The organism is Pedobacter sp. GQ55, assembly GCF_059758925.1.
The window spans coordinates 648,132-663,332 of record NZ_JCAXEI010000002.1; the positions used below are offsets into that span (position 1 = coordinate 648,132).

The following is a 15,201-nucleotide window of genomic DNA, read 5'->3' on the forward strand; positions in this document are numbered from 1 at the left end:
AATTCAAATAAAATAATTATATTTCTTTAAAAGAATTAAAAAACAAACTTCTGAGAAAATAAATTTGTTTAAAGAGATATTTATAAGTATGCTTGATACCCGTTTAAGATCACCTATACCGAACTTAAATAATGGTCTTATTCTTTTAATAATTTTTGTGCTCTAAATAAATTATCAGAACACTGAAGAATTTTGGCCCTCAACTTTGGATTATAGCGGGGGTTCTTTTCCAAAAAGTCTTGAACAATTTTTAGGGCCTCCGCGCTCTGATAATATCCAAATGTAGATTGAAGCCAGTTTTGAGGAAAAAAGATATCTCCTGTTTTTTGTATTTCAGCCAACATATCCAGACTTTTCGCTAAATATTTAAACGAACTTACTTGTCTTAGCGGGTGATGAAGATAATATAGAGCAGCCCCCACATTTGATTCCTTTTCTCTATTCGATTTTAGTTCAAGGCTCTTAAAAAAGGCGTCCCTTTTTGTTTCTGCAGAAGATACAGCAGGCATAATAAACTCAAACCTTTTCCTTCTATCTACGTTGCCTATCCGCTTAAGCTGCTTACCTAAAATTAAACTATCAGCCCCCCTCAATACAAGAGAAAAGGCCAGCGAGGTATAATCATCTTCTGTTAGTTTTAATCCTGCAGGAACTTTTTGAATTTCCCAAATTCGATGTAACCTTTCACCGGCTTTAGCCGATAGATATATGTCTTGGTAGGTTTTAAAAAGCACCTTCTTATTATTAGGCAAACTTTGCTTCTGCATACTGACCCACAGACTGTTTTCCAGTGATGTAGATACAGCAATACGTTCAGGGGCTGAAATAAACCCCCAGTAAATACTGCTTATATAATTGGTCATCAGTTTCAGATTTAGCTCTTCTTTTTCTTGATCCAGCCCTTTTACAAACAGGTTTAACAGCTCCGATGGCTTAATATACCTTCCACTTAACATATTCTCATACAATGAAATGTAAGCAGCAGCCCTGCTCAAGGGCTTATCAATCAAATATATCTCATTAAACATTACTTTATCCAATGGCCAAAGACCATACCCTTGTCCTGAAGAATTAAACAGAACAAATGATGGTATATCCATTCCTTCAGCAGTTTTTAATTTCACTTCTTTATTATCCAGGCTAACCGTTAATTCTTTACTATAACCAGGATAATAAAGAGTTATTTCTATTAATTGTGGCCAAACCCTATCCGCCCCATACTCAGGCCTCTGCTTAATTATGAACTCACTAATTTTATTACCGGCAGCCTTAATTGTATAGTCCACCAAAGGTCTGCCTGCCTCATTTACCCAAACCTTATTCCATTTATCTAAATCATGACCCGAATGCTTATCAAGAATTGTAATTAGATCTGGCCAGGAAGCATTTTTATTCGCAAATTTCTTCAGGTATTCCTGTACACCTAACTGAAATTTATCCATTCCCATTAAGCGTTCCAGTTGTCTCATCATAATGGGAGCTTTATGATAAATGATATTTCCATAAAGTGTACCTGCATCTTTTAAATTATCTAAATCCTGTCTTATTGGGTTTGAACCCATAGTACGATCTACACCATAAGCCGCAGGGAAATGATCTATCAAAAACTTAAGGTCAAACGCTTCTTTTCCCGTAATACCTTCCGCGCTCTTATCAGCCATAAAGTTTGCAAAAACTTCTTTCATCCAAACGTCTGTAAACCAGTTCATGGTAACCAAATCTCCAAACCACATATGAGCAGTTTCATGAGCTATTAAGTTATTGCGGCCATTTAGTTGATCCTTAGTAGCACCTTCATCCAGAAATAAGGCCGATGATTTATACTGAATTGCACCTACATGTTCCATCCCTCCAAATTGAAAATCCGGAATAGCTACAAAACCAATTTTTTGAAAAGGATAAGCAATTCCGGTCCATTGTTCCAAATAATTCAAGGACCTCGAATGGATGTTAAACACTTCATTCAAACTGTTTTTTATGATTAAAGAGTCAGTTTCTCTATACAAAAAATCGGTCATCATGTTTCCAACTTTACCCTTTGCAAGCGTAAATTTTCCTGCGGCAAAAGCAAACAAATAAGTACTTAAGGTATCTGATGTATTAAATCGATAGGTTTTACGGTCGTTTGTAACCAAAGAATCTTTTAATGCAGCGTTAGCTAATGCTTTCCAATCCGCTGGAATTTTTAAAGTTAGACTATATGTCGCTTTTAAATCGGGCTGATCAAAGCAAGGAAAAACTGTTCTGGCTCTATCTGGAACAAACAACGTATATAAATAATCACTGTTCCTGTTAAGTGCGGCCTCACCTGCTTCAAAACTCACACCTATTACATTCTCTCCTTGCTTTAGGTATTTGGGATCTATAATAATGTGTTCATCTTTATGATTCACCACTACAGATACACCATTTACGTCCAAGTGCTTTATCTTTTTAGCATCCTCTCTAAAATCCAGTTGTAATGGATATTTATTAGTATTAAGTTGAAAGGCGATTTCTTCTGTAGCATTTATAATCTCACTCCTATTCTTAGGAATGTCCAGTTCGATTTTGTAGTTGATATTACTTAAAATCGATTTGCGATAAATAGCCAGCTTTTGGGAGACTCCCTTCTCCAATATTGGCTCCGAAACATATTTCGCACCAGAACAAGAAACAAGAAACAGCGCTAAAATTGCTATTGTATTACGCAAATTGACCATGGCAACGAATTTAAGATTTTGTTGAATTAAAGCGTCAAATAAGTGGTAATTTAGCGTCAACAAAACTTAGATCAGTTCTGTTCAAACTGACTGATCACCTAAAACAAATTTATGATCATGAAAAAAACATTAACAACAGTACTGCTTATTGCCCTAGCGGTATCATTACAATCTGAGCTTAAGGCGCAAGGCGTAAAAATGCCTCAACCTAGCTCAGGACAGACCATTTCTCAGGATTTTGGTCTGGGTAAAGTAACCATCAATTATTCTCGCCCAAACACTAAAGGACGTAAAATCTTTGGTGGACTGGAACCATATGGCTCTGTATGGAGAACCGGTGCTAATTCTGCAACTACCATCGCTTTTACTGAGGCCGTTAAAATTGGAGGAAAAGATCTTGCTGCCGGAGAATATGAATTATTTACCATTCCAGGAGAGAGCGAGTGGACCGTAATCATCAACAAAGGATCAAAACAATGGGGTGCCTACGAGTATAAAGAAAGTGATGATATATTACGCATAAAGGTTAAGCCGACTAAGCTTAAAGAAAAAGTAGAAACATTTACCATTCAACTTGCTGACGTTTATCCAAATACTGCCAAATTGCAGTTAATGTGGGAAAACACAGCCTTAACGGTTGATTTATCTACTGATTTTGATGCTAAAGTGATGGCAGGTATTGATGAAGCCATGAAAGGTGAGAAAAAACCTTACTTTCAGGCTGCATACTATTACCTTGAAACAGGAAAAGACTTAAGCAAAGCCCTTGAATGGGCTACAGCTGCTGAAACCGCAGATCCTAAAGCGCCATGGGTTAAATTATTAAAAGGACGAGTGCAATTAAAATCAGGAGATAAGAAAGCTGCTGCAGCTACTGCGGAAGAAGGCATAAAATTAGCCACTGAGATTAAAAATCCTGAATACATTAGATTACATACTGGCTTATTGGCTGAGACTAAAAAATAGTATTATCCAAAAACATAAATATAAGACAGGATACCATAAATCCGCATCCTGTCTTATATTTATCAAATTACTCAAGCACTATGTGCTTAATATTCCTTCTATCAAATGTATAGGTGATATGAACCTTCCCATCTTTAGTCTGAATTATTGACGGATAACTGAACTCCTTCTTAGTATCGCCATCTTCGAGTTTCAAAATATCATTCCATTTTTCCCCATCTTCTGACAAAGCGACGTTTAATTTATATCTCCCATTAAACCATTCCTTACCCGGAACAGTTGGATTATAAACAATCATATGCCTACCGTCTTTTAATGTTTGTGCATCAGTTCCTGAATTAGGGTTCATCAAACTGGTAGCGCTTAATTTACCCCATGTTTTTCCATTATCTTCCGACCACGATTCAACAACAACTCCTTGTTTACTGCGACATAATATCTGTAATTTATGCCCTCCATGAATTAATATACTTGGCTGGATTACATCAAATTTACTATCTGCATCAACAGATATAACTGTCCATATTTTACCTCCATCTACAGACCTTTCCATGTGCACACTCCACTTATCATCAGTTTCAGTACTTGATGGAGACAAAATTGTCCCGTCAGCTAACTCAATAGGTTTATTTTTTATTGGCCCCAACACTCCTTCCGGCAAACGGGTTTTAGCAGACCATGTTTTGCCATTATCATCCGAAGTTTGCACCATTCCCCACCACGCTCTGGGCGAGGGGCCTTCTTTATAGAACAAAAAAAGTTTTCCCTTCTTTGTCTTAAATAATACCGGATTCCATAAAGGAGAAGACCATTCACCATTTACTTTACCATCGGCAACGGCAACAGGGCTAGTCCATTTCCCCTGTTCATTTATAGATAGCCAAATCCTTACATCTTTACTTCCTTCATGACTACCGCCAAACCATGCAGCCATTAATTTCCCTCCACCAATTTCAACCAATGTAGATGCATGGCATTGATCAAATGGCGGATTGTTAAATATCAGTTCATCAGTTACCTTTTTCCATGTATGCTGTCCAAACACCATAACACTAGAAACAGTTAAAACGAAAACAGTTAAAAAAAATCGCATCATATTAAATATTATTTTTCTCCAAGGCAATTTCTGTTTTCTTCATCATACTCTGAATAATTATCGACAAAAGAACTACCAATAAACACCCAATCACATTTAACCATAGGTAAGCAACAAGATCAAGTTTACCAATAATTATAATCACCAGTTCCGTTGCTAAAGCTGCAAAAAACACAGCCCTGCCATTTACATGCCTTACGTAAAACGCAACTAGAAAAACGCCAAGTATGGTCCCATAAATATAAGACCCAAGTATGTTAACAGCCTCTAATAAATTACCTATTTTACTTGCATAGAGCGCCATAACAACACAAACCACACCCCAGAACACGGTGGCAAGCCTTGAGGCCTGCAGGTATTCATGATCTGAAGCATCTTTCTTAATCAGTCGCTTATAAATATCAATTACTGTTGTGGATGCCAATGAATTTAAGGCACTTGCTGTAGATCCCATTGAAGCAAGGAATATGATGGCAATCAATAGCCCTATAAGTCCCTGTGGCAAATATTGAGTTACAAAACTTAGAAATATATAGTTGTTATCTTTTGTATTTGCATGCTCATCATTCTTAACCATTAAGTCTGTAGCTTGTTTTCTTATCAATTTCTCCTTCTCATCTGCCTGTTGCAATGCCTTTCTCTGCTGGTCAATCAACGACTTATCATCTTTATCCAAAGCAACATTCATTTTGTTAACCTCAAGTTGCTTTTCTTTAAAAGCCACATCATAGTCTGCCTTTATTTTATTCAGTTCAGGATTATACTTACTATTCTCCAGCTTGTTCAACTCAAAACTGTTAAAGAATATAGGTGGTTTATTATATTGATAAAAAGTAAAAACCAACACGCCTATCAGCAATATCAGGAACTGCATAGGTATTTTAACAAGGCCATTCATCAATAATCCCAGTCTGCTCTGGCTAACAGATGCACCGGATAAATAACGGCCAACCTGACTCTGATCAGTTCCAAAATACGATAATTGTAAAAAGAAACCTCCGAGTAAACCTGTCCATACAGTGTATTGATTATTCGGATCAAAGGTAAAGTCTATTGCATTTGCCCTACCCATTTTACCCGCTATGTTTATCGCTTTCACAAAGCCAATATCTGCTGGCAGTAGATGAACTACCATAACACCTGCAGCAAACAAACCACAAAATATGATGCTCATTTGAAGCATCTGCGTATAGGAAACTGCCTTTGTACCCCCATAAACAGTATAAAACACTACCAAACTTCCAATAAACAAAGTTGTATAGGTAGTATTGATGTTTAAAATAGTAGAAAGGATAATTGAAGGGGCATAAATGGTAATACCCGTAGAAAGCCCTCTTTGCACAAGAAAAAGGAATGCCGTTAAAGCCCTTGTTTTAAGGTCGAACCGTTGTTCAAGGTATTCGTAAGCCGTATAAACCTTTAAACGATGAAATATAGGCACAAAAGTGATACACAAAACGATCATTGCCAGGGGTACACCGAAATAAAACTGTACAAAGCTCATCCCCGAAGAATACGCCAATCCAGGTGCAGATAAAAAAGTAATTGCACTGGCCTGCGTTGCCATAACTGATAGGCAAACATGATACCAGGGCAAAGATTGATTCCCCAGCAAGTAGCCCTGAATATTTTGAGCCCCACGGCTTTTATAAATGCCGTAAACTACAATTACAACGAGTGTAAGAATTAATACCGCCCAGTCTATAACACTCATTCGAAGTATTTTGTAAATGCGTAAAAGATCAGGATCAGGAATACAAGCCAACCTATCAGCAATCGGTAAAATTGTTTCCAGGTTTTAACAAAAGGCGGTAGCTCTTGCTCTGGTTTCTCTGGTACCGGGTTGTCATGCTCTGCCATGCTGTTATTATATTACTTCTTAACTGATATTAAATTCACAAAGAGTCTATAAGCACCTGGTACACCAGCCGGTAGTTGTCTGAAAAATGATAATCCAGTATAAACAAATCTACCCTTGCCGTATTCTGCGATAATTAAAGACCCCGTCTTCTCACCTTCACCATCATCATGCATGCCCAAAAGAGCCCTATACTTTTGATCGGCATCTGTAACAAAATATAATCCCCGCTCCTGCACCCAGCCTTCAAAATCTTTATTGGTAATTTTATTCGGATAGTTCAAAGCAGGATCATCAGTTTTTAGTATTGTCACTTTGGCATCTTCTTCAGTTACCCTATCACGCGATAAACCAAAAGGGTATGGGCCTAAATTATCTAACCTCAACGGGCCATTTACATTATACTGAATCAGAAAAGTGCCGCCATCATTTACATACCTCATTAGTTTAGGCTGCATGCTTTTAATCTGTTCACTTACATTATATAACCTAACACCAGCAATTATTGCATCGAATCCCGAAAGATCCCCATTTATAACCTGTCCGGCGGTTAAATTGATCACCTCGTAACCAATCTGCTTTAATGACTCCGGAACCAAATCTCCCGCTCCTGCTATATAGCCTATGCGCTTTCCTGCCAACTTTAAGTCTACCTTATCCACCTTTGCCTCAGCAAATGGAAAAAGTGTTTGAGTAGGAATATGCTCATAGTCTATTACATGCAAAGCACGATTGTACGTTTTGCCATCAACAACAACATTTAAAACTAAACTACCGCTAATGGTACTCCCCGCTGGGGTAATTGTAAATTCAACAGTCTGTTCTTCACCTTTTTTAACCAGGTTAAAGCTAATATTTTCAGGAACAACCTTCCATCCCATTGGAATTGCGGGCTTCAATACTCCTACTGCATTATCCTTAAAACTTCTGAGCTGAATAGCTATTCTTTTAGGTTCATTATTAATAAAAACAAATGCCTTTTCACTCATAGTAGCAGTAACAGGAGGCGCAATTACTAAAGGTTTATAAATTTCACCACGCACCTGATCTGTATATTTATAAACTACAGGCCGTTTCTTTTCAATCACCTGATCACCTATTTTGATCCGGAACAGACCGCTTAAGCCTATCGGGTTTTCTGCAAGCCCTATCTTTGATAATGAATCAACTACATATGAACCTAAAGTGTGTTTCTTTTCCAACCAGTAAGGCTGAGTAATTCCTACGGCCGAGGTTGATATAGTTTTATCCTGAGAAACAAATTGATTAAGCGGCAAATCAAAAGAAGCTTTGCTATTAATTTCCGTAATACTAATCTTTAAGGGAAAACCTTGCTTAGCCCTTGCAATAGCCTGTATTCTAACATCAACAGGAGCATCTAAAGCATAAGATGAGCTTGCCGCGGCGCTTTCAAACCAGATTCCTGCACATGCCAGGATCAAGTCGTCCAGTAAATCTTGTTTAAAAGGTCTTCCTTTTACCAGTTGCTTAAGTTGTAAAAGTTTTATTACCGATTTAGATGGATCGGCAACATCATATTCTGCATTTATTTCGGAAACAAGTTTTTGTACCTCTCCATTTCCAGGATTTCGATTAAGCGTAAAATCTACCCCCTCAAATATATCTTTCGAAGCCTTTTCACCAGCTACATAACTAAAAAACTCTATAGCTGATCCACGTTGTCTGGAAGAACCAAAGCCCTGGCTTCTATGATTAGATCTACTTTCGGCAGCAATTTCTCCATAACTTTTACCTAATAACGCATTATACCCGCCAACATCAATTTTTAGCTGGTCATCTGAGGTCGTATTATTCCCTCCAAAGTTAAAGGTATTCCAAAGAATGCGTTTTGCCTGCCATGTTTTTACAAAAGCAAGCTGTTCAGGAAATTGCTTAGGATCAGCAGCTGCTATAAAAGCTTCATGAGCCAATATTGCAGAACCAGAATGATGTCCATGACCTGCGCGTGAATCTTCAGGAAAGCGGGTAATGATCACATCAGGCTGAAACTTACGAATCACCCAGACTACATCGGCCAGTATTTTTGATTTATCCCAGATCTTAAAACTCTCATCCGAATTCTTGGAAAATCCAAAGTCGTTCGCTCTTGTAAAGAACTGTTCAGCACCATCCGTACGTCTGGCAGCCAGCAATTCCTGGGTACGGATCAGTCCAAGTAATTCAGCCTGTTCATTACCGATGAGATTTTGTCCCCCATCACCCCTGGTTAATGATAAATAACCAGCTCTAACTTTTTTCTCTTTCGCCAAATAGCCCAATAAACGGGTATTTTCATCATCAGGATGCGCGGCAATATATAATACACTACCAACAACATTCAATCCTTCAAGGCCTTGTTTAATCTCAGCAGCATTAAGCTGCTGCATATTCTGAGCTTTAATTAACGAAGGAACCAGTACAGTAAGCAGGAGCAGGCATAAACGTAACTTCATATACACATCTTAGATTACATTTTATGTGACCTCAAGATAGCCCGAAAATAATTAAAAAACATTAATCCGAAGTGTTATTAAAAACTAAACTCCGTAACAATCCTGCAAAAATACTACGGTTCTTATAGGAGAATTTTACTACTTACTTCTTTATCAATAGTAATAAAACCCGGATATTTCACTAATCCACCGGCAACTTTAATACTTGGTCTGATTTTAAGTGTAAGTATCCCTTTCTTTTCGGGTCCATTCTTTCCAGATTGAATAAACTCAGTGATCTCTCTCATTACCTTGCTGTCAGAGATAAACGGATAGATGTTTACCTCCATATCAACAGGCACTACCGTAGCCTGTCCTGCAGCAACATTTACTTCCTGATTTACAAAACCAGTGGCAAGCTCCTGTCTGTTAATTAATATTTTGTATTCAAACTGATTAATGGAAGCATCATCACCTGAAGGGTTTTTCACTTCCAGGTTCAAACGAGCTCTTAATGGAACATCTTTTCTCAATAATCCCAGAGCTAGTCCTGGAAGGCTACCCAAATTAATATCCTGATTGCTGATCATCTTTTTCACATCAGCTCCCGCCAGAGTAATCTCATCAGCAGAAGTGATCCTATATTTACATCTTTCAAGTGCTTTTATTTGTCGTGCCTGTTTGTTTATACCACAACCAGCTACCCCTATCGCCATCAGGCAAACTAATAATATCTTTTTCATAACAGCTATAACGGATTATTCGGTAAAATTATACAAATAGATTTTTACTACCGTCTACGGCCATTCATACTACGGCTTATCAAATGATCAATACTATATTTACCAGGACCAGCAACAAGTAAAAATAAGTAAGTAAGCAGATAATGGAATGCAAGTTCCTTTTTCTCAAATGCATCCGGTGCATGAATAACAAGAGCGGCTACAATCATAAGTATAATCAGAGGTATTACTGCAAATCTGGTTCCCAGACCTAACAAAACTAAAACGGAACATACAACTTCAGCAAACACGGTTAATACTAGAGATGCTGTTTGACCAAGACCTATTGGATCTGCAAATTGAATCTCACCTCCTGCCAAAAGCCATGGTAATTTTTGAAGACCATGTGTAAGCATAAATGCGGCAATAGCAATACGTGTAATAAGCAGCATAAAATGTACGCCCTCATTGTTGAAATTAGTGTTAAATAGTTTTCTCATGTTTAAACTTTCAGTTTTTCAGTTAATGATAAATATAGAAATTTTGGTGATTATTTAATTGTAAGTGATTTAATAAATCCCGAGATCGCGTCCTGAAGGATTAATTTCTTCTCCGGATCGGGTCTCCCTACCTTCTGGATCATCTCTATTGAGACCAAACCATGCAGTATCGAAAGATAAGTATGATACTTTAAAAAATAGTTGGTTTCAGTATTATTGCTAGAGGCAATTGCTTCCTGAATAGTTGTGATCATAATACCTGTCATGTATTTCATTTCTGCAATTTGGTTTACCATTTCGCATGCAGGTATCCCAAGGCCAAACATCAACTGATAGTATTCCTTATGTTCAAAAGCGAAGTCCCAGTAAGCATGAGCAATGGCCTCCAGTTGTTCAGATGGTTCAGTATATTTATTCTTTACTTCGAGTAGCGCATCTGCGAGTTTTTGAAATCCCTCTTTAGTAAATTCCAAAAGAATAGCCTCCTTATTTTCGAAATGATTGTAGATAACCGGAATACTGTATTCAATGGCATCAGCAATTTTACGAATAGATAAAGATTGCCAACCATCAGTTAGCACTTGTAGCCAGGCAGCTTCAAGTATGCTAGCCCTGAACTCTTCCTTTTGTCTGATTTTACGTTCTGCGATCCCCATACTAGTTGAATTTTAGTTAACAGTGTTAACAAAAGTAAAGGGTTTAAGATACAATTAAAACTTGAAATGTTTTTCTGACTTAATTACAACAATTTTTTTATATTTCGTATGAAACGAATAACTAAAACCACTAAATTTTAATCGCTCTAAAGGTCAAATTAATTCTAGGTTGAGTTTCAATTATCGTCTTCGGAAGCCTATGCTCCCAGTAGTGCTGGGTCTCCCCTTTCATAATCAGCAAGCTACCGTGGGTCAATTCAATAGAAACAATTGGCAGCTTATCCTTATAATTTCTAAATTGAAAAATTCTTGATGCACCGAAACTAACAGAGGCGATCACAGGAAATTTACCCAAATTCTTTTCATTGTCTCTATGCCAGCCCATATAGTCTTTCCCATCTCGGTAGTGGTTCAGCAGACAGGCATTAAATTTGGTATCAAAAGCAGTTTCAATGCTTTCCTTTATGCTTTGTAAAGTAGTTGTCCATGGCAAAGCATTCATGGTAATACCAGAATAAGTATAGCTAACATCATCATCTCCATAAAAGGCAGTAAAACGGGGTTGAAGAATAGTTTTTCCAAAAATCTTTATGGGTTCCTGTTTCCATTCGGTCTCCTCGGTTAACCTGTCCAGAAACATATAACTATCATCCTCCACAAAAAAACCCGGATGAAAAAATGCTTCCCCGGGTATCGTTAATAGATTTACATGATCACCATAGATTTTTTCCATGCATGCAATTTAGGCAATTAATCTCTGTTCCAAAATGCAGGTGGCTCAATACCCAAACTGCGCAAGTAGACAGTAGCCTGTGCACGGTGATGAATCTCGTTATCGATAAAATAAAGGATAATACCATAAGCTTCTCCTTCATATTGGCCAAATGCCAACACTACTTCCTGAAATTTCTCTTCTGGAATCTGTGCCCAATAAGTATTGATCTCATCTGTAATCCTATCCCATTCCTTTAACAGAGCCTCCTTTGAATCCACATCAGTTTTCCCTGTATGATGATCCATTTCATTAATGGTTGTCCACTCATCGGTAGCAATGCCTTTTACACCTGGACCAGACATGCTGGTAATTTCGCTTATCAAACCGGCTAACGGGCGCATTCCTCCAACAGAATAATTAAATAGTTTATCTTCCGGAAAAGCCTCAATCACACGTCTTGTAAGTCTGCGATGACCTTGCCAATGGTCCAATAAAGCAGTAGAGTTAATAAATAAAGGTGTCGAAACTGTTTCTGTAGTTGTGTTAATCGTAGTCATAATGTAGGGTTTTTGATGGTTAATCTTTTTTCTTATACAAAGAAAACCACCCCCACTGACAACCCTATGGCAGCCTGTTTTTAAATAAAAAAAGAAATGATTATTTATGTTTTTTATCTCCGGTATAGATCATTTCACCAGCTTTAACCTTAAGTTTCAAATCATTCTCCGCCGGAGGTTTAGGGCATTGGTAACCATCGCTATAAGCACAATAAGGATTGTAGGCCTTATTGAAATCGACCTCAATAAAGTTCCCTGAAATATCCTGACTGCTTAAGTCAATATACCTTCCACCTCCGTATGATTCCGTTGAGTTGGTTTCATCAGTAAATGGCAGAAATAAATGATCCTTATATTCAGCAATTTTGGATAAAGAAATGCTTTTATATATAGTAAGTTTCTGAGGTTCGCCATTTAACTTAAAACTGAGAATTGCATAACGGATATATTCCCGGCTAGTACCGGTATAAGTTGGCATCTGGAATGATGTTTCATTCATTAAAAGTTCTATATTCGCTTTTACCCTATAGTTACTATCGGCTTCAAAAAAATGCAAACTCTTTAGATCATTTTCCTTTAGCGGTGAACGGGTATCCTTCAAAAAATCTGCTTTGTAATTTTCACGGTGGGTTGCAATCTGTATTTTATAATCTTGTGCAAAACTGTTCATTTGAGTCATCATAAACAGTATAAAGCAATATCTAATCATATCATTAAAATCTAGCTTACAAAGCTATCAATTTATATATTAGAAATCCCATTCCGGTATGTGGCATTCTGTTTGTTGCTCAGAATAACATAACATTAAACTAATAATACTATGGCTACATTCTCAGAAATCATTAAAGGTGATAAACCGGTACTTGTCGATTTTTATGCTACATGGTGTGGCCCATGCAAGGTTATGGCTCCCATTCTGGATACACTGAAAAAACAAGTTGGAGAGACTGCAACCATTCTAAAAATAGATGTCGACAAGAATCAAGCCGCTGCTGCTGCATACGGCGTGCAAGGTGTACCTACTTTTATACTCTTCAAACAAGGTAAAATTCTTTGGAGACAATCTGGAGTTGTTCAGGCAACACAACTACAACAGCTTATAAGCCAATACACATAACTTTATCCCCCTATTTTATCCATTAATAGCATCTTCCAGTTTAGAACCGTCTTTTGTTAACACTTCAAAATGATGACTTTTAGATAGCTTTAAAAGGTGACCAATAAAATCAGTTGCCGTAGGATAAACATGTTTATCAAATTTAAGAATGGTTTCGATCTTGTTAACTGCGTTAACATACTCGTCTTTGATTTCTTTTTGATTCATAACGTACTGCTTTACAGATAAAAATAAACAATACAAGATACAAATTAATTCGTTCATCAAATAACCATGGAATATAGTTACAATTATATTACAACTGGATAGGCTATAAAAAGAAAACAGGAATGATCCTACCGACCATTCCTGTATATCTAAATTAACGCTCTCCATATAAAGACGCATTTAGAAACAAAATATTGTATATGCCTTTAAAAATTTTTAGTTGATCCATTTTTGCATATATAAAGATCAAACTATATAAATTGCATTTAACTATAAAACCTATGGAAGGAAATGATGATAAAATCTCGGCAAGAAGACTAAAAGCCATTTTTGGTGGTTCCATAGGTAATCTTGTAGAATGGTACGACTGGTACGCCTACTCTGCTTTTGCAATTTATTTTTCCGCTTCCTTTTTTCCTGAAGGAAATCCCACAGTACAGCTAATAAATACCGCAGGGATATTTGCTTTAGGTTTTTTAATGCGCCCACTTGGGGGCTATATTTTTGGTCGCATTGCCGATCGTGTTGGCCGTAAACAGTCCATGACGCTTTCTGTATTATTGATGTCGCTGGGTTCTTTTCTAATCGCCTTAACACCAACCTATAAAACCATTGGTATTTTAGCACCTATCCTTTTGTTAACTGCAAGGTTGCTTCAAGGCTTAAGTGTTGGTGGCGAGTATGGTGTATCTGCGACCTATTTAAGTGAAATGGCCAACAAAAACAGACGCGGATTTTACTCAAGTTTTCAATATGTAACTTTAATAGGAGGCCAATTACTAGCCCTCGCTATTCAATTAATCCTACAAAGAGTACTACTATCCGAAACGCAACTTCAGGAATGGGGTTGGCGCATTCCATTCGTATTCGGTGCCATCCTTTCCGTTGTTGCGCTTTATCTTAGAAAAAACCTCGATGAGACAAAAGCATTCGAGAACCAAAAGCAATGCGGAAACGAAAAGAAAGGAACCATAAAAGAATTATTAAAACATCCCAAAGCAGTAATTACCGTAATAGGATTAACACTAGGTGGAACTCTCGCTTTCTATACCTACACAACTTATATGCAAAAGTTCCTTGTCAATACTGTCCACATGACAAAAGAGCAATCTACACTCATGTCATTTTTAACGCTATTTATCTTTGCATGTTTACAGCCCCTATTCGGAGCGTTGTCTGACAAAATAGGAAGGCGACCACTCCTTATCGCTTTTGGTATATTAGGCACAATATGCACGGTTCCGTTGCTTACTACACTAAGTCACATCACCTCCCAGTGGCAGGCTTTTTTTCTGTTAATGATAGCATTAATCATAGTTAGTGGTTATACCAGTATCAACGCAGTAGTAAAGGCCGAATTATTTCCTGCCCAGGTCAGAGCCCTGGGTGTTGGATTACCTTATGCACTAACTGTTGCCATCTTCGGTGGATCAGCTGAATATATCGCCCTGCAGTTAAAAGACTCAAACCATGAAGAATATTACTACTGGTACATTACCATCTGTATTTTCATATCCCTGATGGTGTATATTTTCATGAAGGATACAAAGAAGACTTCAAAATTGAATCAGGACAACTGACAAATAAATTTCCGTGTGAATGTTTTAAGGAAGGCATTGCTGTTCGATGCAGGAACAACAATGCCTAAAAACCAAATAAGCATGTCTACAAAT

At 37.4% G+C, this 15,201-nt stretch carries 15 protein-coding genes; 3 read left to right on the top strand and 12 right to left on the bottom strand.

The features are described from left to right. Window positions 1-137: 137 nt before the first annotated feature. A complete protein-coding gene (locus AC6CH7_RS07655; RefSeq protein WP_498262114.1) occupies window positions 138-2,702 on the bottom strand; it encodes a M1 family metallopeptidase in 2,565 nt (854 codons plus the stop codon). 117 nt (window positions 2,703-2,819) lie between these two features. On the opposite strand from AC6CH7_RS07655, the gene AC6CH7_RS07660 reads away from it, so the two are divergent. Beyond that, window positions 2,820-3,668 (top strand): DUF2911 domain-containing protein, encoded by an 849-nt coding sequence (locus AC6CH7_RS07660; RefSeq protein ID WP_498262115.1) that lies wholly within the window; start codon window positions 2,820-2,822, stop codon window positions 3,666-3,668. Between the two features lie 67 nt (window positions 3,669-3,735). On the opposite strand, the gene AC6CH7_RS07665 is transcribed toward AC6CH7_RS07660, so the two are convergent. The 10 genes from AC6CH7_RS07665 to AC6CH7_RS07710 form a co-directional block, all read right to left on the bottom strand. After that, window positions 3,736-4,764: a sialidase family protein gene (locus AC6CH7_RS07665; RefSeq protein WP_498262116.1), complete on the bottom strand. Its 1,029-nt coding sequence runs from the start codon at window positions 4,762-4,764 to the stop codon at window positions 3,736-3,738. 1 nt (window position 4,765) lies between these two features. Then, window positions 4,766-6,478 (bottom strand): sodium:solute symporter family protein, encoded by a 1,713-nt coding sequence (locus tag AC6CH7_RS07670; RefSeq protein ID WP_498262117.1) that lies wholly within the window; start codon window positions 6,476-6,478, stop codon window positions 4,766-4,768. Next, window positions 6,475-6,624 carry a hypothetical protein gene (locus AC6CH7_RS07675; RefSeq protein ID WP_172659566.1) on the bottom strand — a complete coding sequence of 50 codons (150 nt, stop codon included), beginning with the start codon at window positions 6,622-6,624 and terminating at the stop codon, window positions 6,475-6,477. The genes AC6CH7_RS07670 and AC6CH7_RS07675 overlap by 4 nt, the downstream gene beginning before the upstream one ends. Window positions 6,625-6,636: 12 nt before the next feature. Beyond that, window positions 6,637-9,075 carry a PIG-L family deacetylase gene (locus AC6CH7_RS07680; protein ID WP_498262118.1) on the bottom strand — a complete coding sequence of 813 codons (2,439 nt, stop codon included), beginning with the start codon at window positions 9,073-9,075 and terminating at the stop codon, window positions 6,637-6,639. 122 nt (window positions 9,076-9,197) lie between these two features. Further along, the gene (locus AC6CH7_RS07685) at window positions 9,198-9,797 is read right to left on the bottom strand and encodes a hypothetical protein (RefSeq protein ID WP_498262119.1); all 600 of its coding nucleotides are present in this window, start codon (window positions 9,795-9,797) and stop codon (window positions 9,198-9,200) included. 47 nt (window positions 9,798-9,844) lie between these two features. After that, window positions 9,845-10,276: a DoxX family protein gene (locus AC6CH7_RS07690; protein WP_498262120.1), complete on the bottom strand. Its 432-nt coding sequence runs from the start codon at window positions 10,274-10,276 to the stop codon at window positions 9,845-9,847. A gap of 50 nt (window positions 10,277-10,326) precedes the next feature. Then, a complete protein-coding gene (locus AC6CH7_RS07695; protein ID WP_498262121.1) occupies window positions 10,327-10,932 on the bottom strand; it encodes a TetR/AcrR family transcriptional regulator in 606 nt (201 codons plus the stop codon). 130 nt (window positions 10,933-11,062) lie between these two features. Continuing rightward, complete coding sequence (locus AC6CH7_RS07700; protein ID WP_498262122.1) at window positions 11,063-11,665, bottom strand: alpha-ketoglutarate-dependent dioxygenase AlkB family protein; 603 nt, start codon at window positions 11,663-11,665, stop codon at window positions 11,063-11,065. Window positions 11,666-11,682: 17 nt separating this feature from the next. Continuing rightward, window positions 11,683-12,204: a DinB family protein gene (locus tag AC6CH7_RS07705; protein ID WP_498262123.1), complete on the bottom strand. Its 522-nt coding sequence runs from the start codon at window positions 12,202-12,204 to the stop codon at window positions 11,683-11,685. Between the two features lie 100 nt (window positions 12,205-12,304). Further along, window positions 12,305-12,913: a DUF1684 domain-containing protein gene (locus AC6CH7_RS07710; RefSeq protein ID WP_498262124.1), complete on the bottom strand. Its 609-nt coding sequence runs from the start codon at window positions 12,911-12,913 to the stop codon at window positions 12,305-12,307. 111 nt (window positions 12,914-13,024) lie between these two features. Here AC6CH7_RS07710 and trxA point away from each other — a divergent pair, with 111 nt between their 5' ends. Further along, window positions 13,025-13,321, top strand: a complete 297-nt coding sequence (gene trxA, locus AC6CH7_RS07715) for a thioredoxin (protein ID WP_498262125.1) — start codon at window positions 13,025-13,027, stop codon at window positions 13,319-13,321. A gap of 15 nt (window positions 13,322-13,336) precedes the next feature. Here trxA and AC6CH7_RS07720 read toward each other — a convergent pair whose 3' ends face one another. Then, window positions 13,337-13,528 (bottom strand): hypothetical protein, encoded by a 192-nt coding sequence (locus AC6CH7_RS07720; protein ID WP_048906978.1) that lies wholly within the window; start codon window positions 13,526-13,528, stop codon window positions 13,337-13,339. A 281-nt stretch (window positions 13,529-13,809) separates the two neighbouring features. Here AC6CH7_RS07720 and AC6CH7_RS07725 point away from each other — a divergent pair, with 281 nt between their 5' ends. Continuing rightward, the gene (locus AC6CH7_RS07725) at window positions 13,810-15,108 is read left to right on the top strand and encodes an MFS transporter (RefSeq protein WP_498262126.1); all 1,299 of its coding nucleotides are present in this window, start codon (window positions 13,810-13,812) and stop codon (window positions 15,106-15,108) included. Window positions 15,109-15,201 lie beyond the last annotated feature (93 nt).

What these genes read in the sequence shown, in the direction of transcription:
- AC6CH7_RS07725 (WP_498262126.1), top strand. Translation starts at nt 13,810, where the DNA reads ATGGAAGGAAATGATGATAAAATCTCGGCAAGAAGACTAAAAGCCATT.
- AC6CH7_RS07700 (WP_498262122.1), bottom strand. Translation starts at nt 11,665, where the DNA reads ATGGAAAAAATCTATGGTGATCATGTAAATCTATTAACGATACCCGGG.
- trxA (WP_498262125.1), top strand. Translation starts at nt 13,025, where the DNA reads ATGGCTACATTCTCAGAAATCATTAAAGGTGATAAACCGGTACTTGTC.
- AC6CH7_RS07710 (WP_498262124.1), bottom strand. Translation starts at nt 12,913, where the DNA reads ATGATTAGATATTGCTTTATACTGTTTATGATGACTCAAATGAACAGT.
- AC6CH7_RS07655 (WP_498262114.1), bottom strand. Translation starts at nt 2,702, where the DNA reads ATGGTCAATTTGCGTAATACAATAGCAATTTTAGCGCTGTTTCTTGTT.
- AC6CH7_RS07690 (WP_498262120.1), bottom strand. Translation starts at nt 10,276, where the DNA reads ATGAGAAAACTATTTAACACTAATTTCAACAATGAGGGCGTACATTTT.
- AC6CH7_RS07695 (WP_498262121.1), bottom strand. Translation starts at nt 10,932, where the DNA reads ATGGGGATCGCAGAACGTAAAATCAGACAAAAGGAAGAGTTCAGGGCT.
- AC6CH7_RS07705 (WP_498262123.1), bottom strand. Translation starts at nt 12,204, where the DNA reads ATGACTACGATTAACACAACTACAGAAACAGTTTCGACACCTTTATTT.
- AC6CH7_RS07720 (WP_048906978.1), bottom strand. Translation starts at nt 13,528, where the DNA reads ATGAATCAAAAAGAAATCAAAGACGAGTATGTTAACGCAGTTAACAAG.
- AC6CH7_RS07675 (WP_172659566.1), bottom strand. Translation starts at nt 6,624, where the DNA reads ATGGCAGAGCATGACAACCCGGTACCAGAGAAACCAGAGCAAGAGCTA.
- AC6CH7_RS07680 (WP_498262118.1), bottom strand. Translation starts at nt 9,075, where the DNA reads ATGAAGTTACGTTTATGCCTGCTCCTGCTTACTGTACTGGTTCCTTCG.
- AC6CH7_RS07685 (WP_498262119.1), bottom strand. Translation starts at nt 9,797, where the DNA reads ATGAAAAAGATATTATTAGTTTGCCTGATGGCGATAGGGGTAGCTGGT.
- AC6CH7_RS07660 (WP_498262115.1), top strand. Translation starts at nt 2,820, where the DNA reads ATGAAAAAAACATTAACAACAGTACTGCTTATTGCCCTAGCGGTATCA.
- AC6CH7_RS07665 (WP_498262116.1), bottom strand. Translation starts at nt 4,764, where the DNA reads ATGATGCGATTTTTTTTAACTGTTTTCGTTTTAACTGTTTCTAGTGTT.
- AC6CH7_RS07670 (WP_498262117.1), bottom strand. Translation starts at nt 6,478, where the DNA reads ATGAGTGTTATAGACTGGGCGGTATTAATTCTTACACTCGTTGTAATT.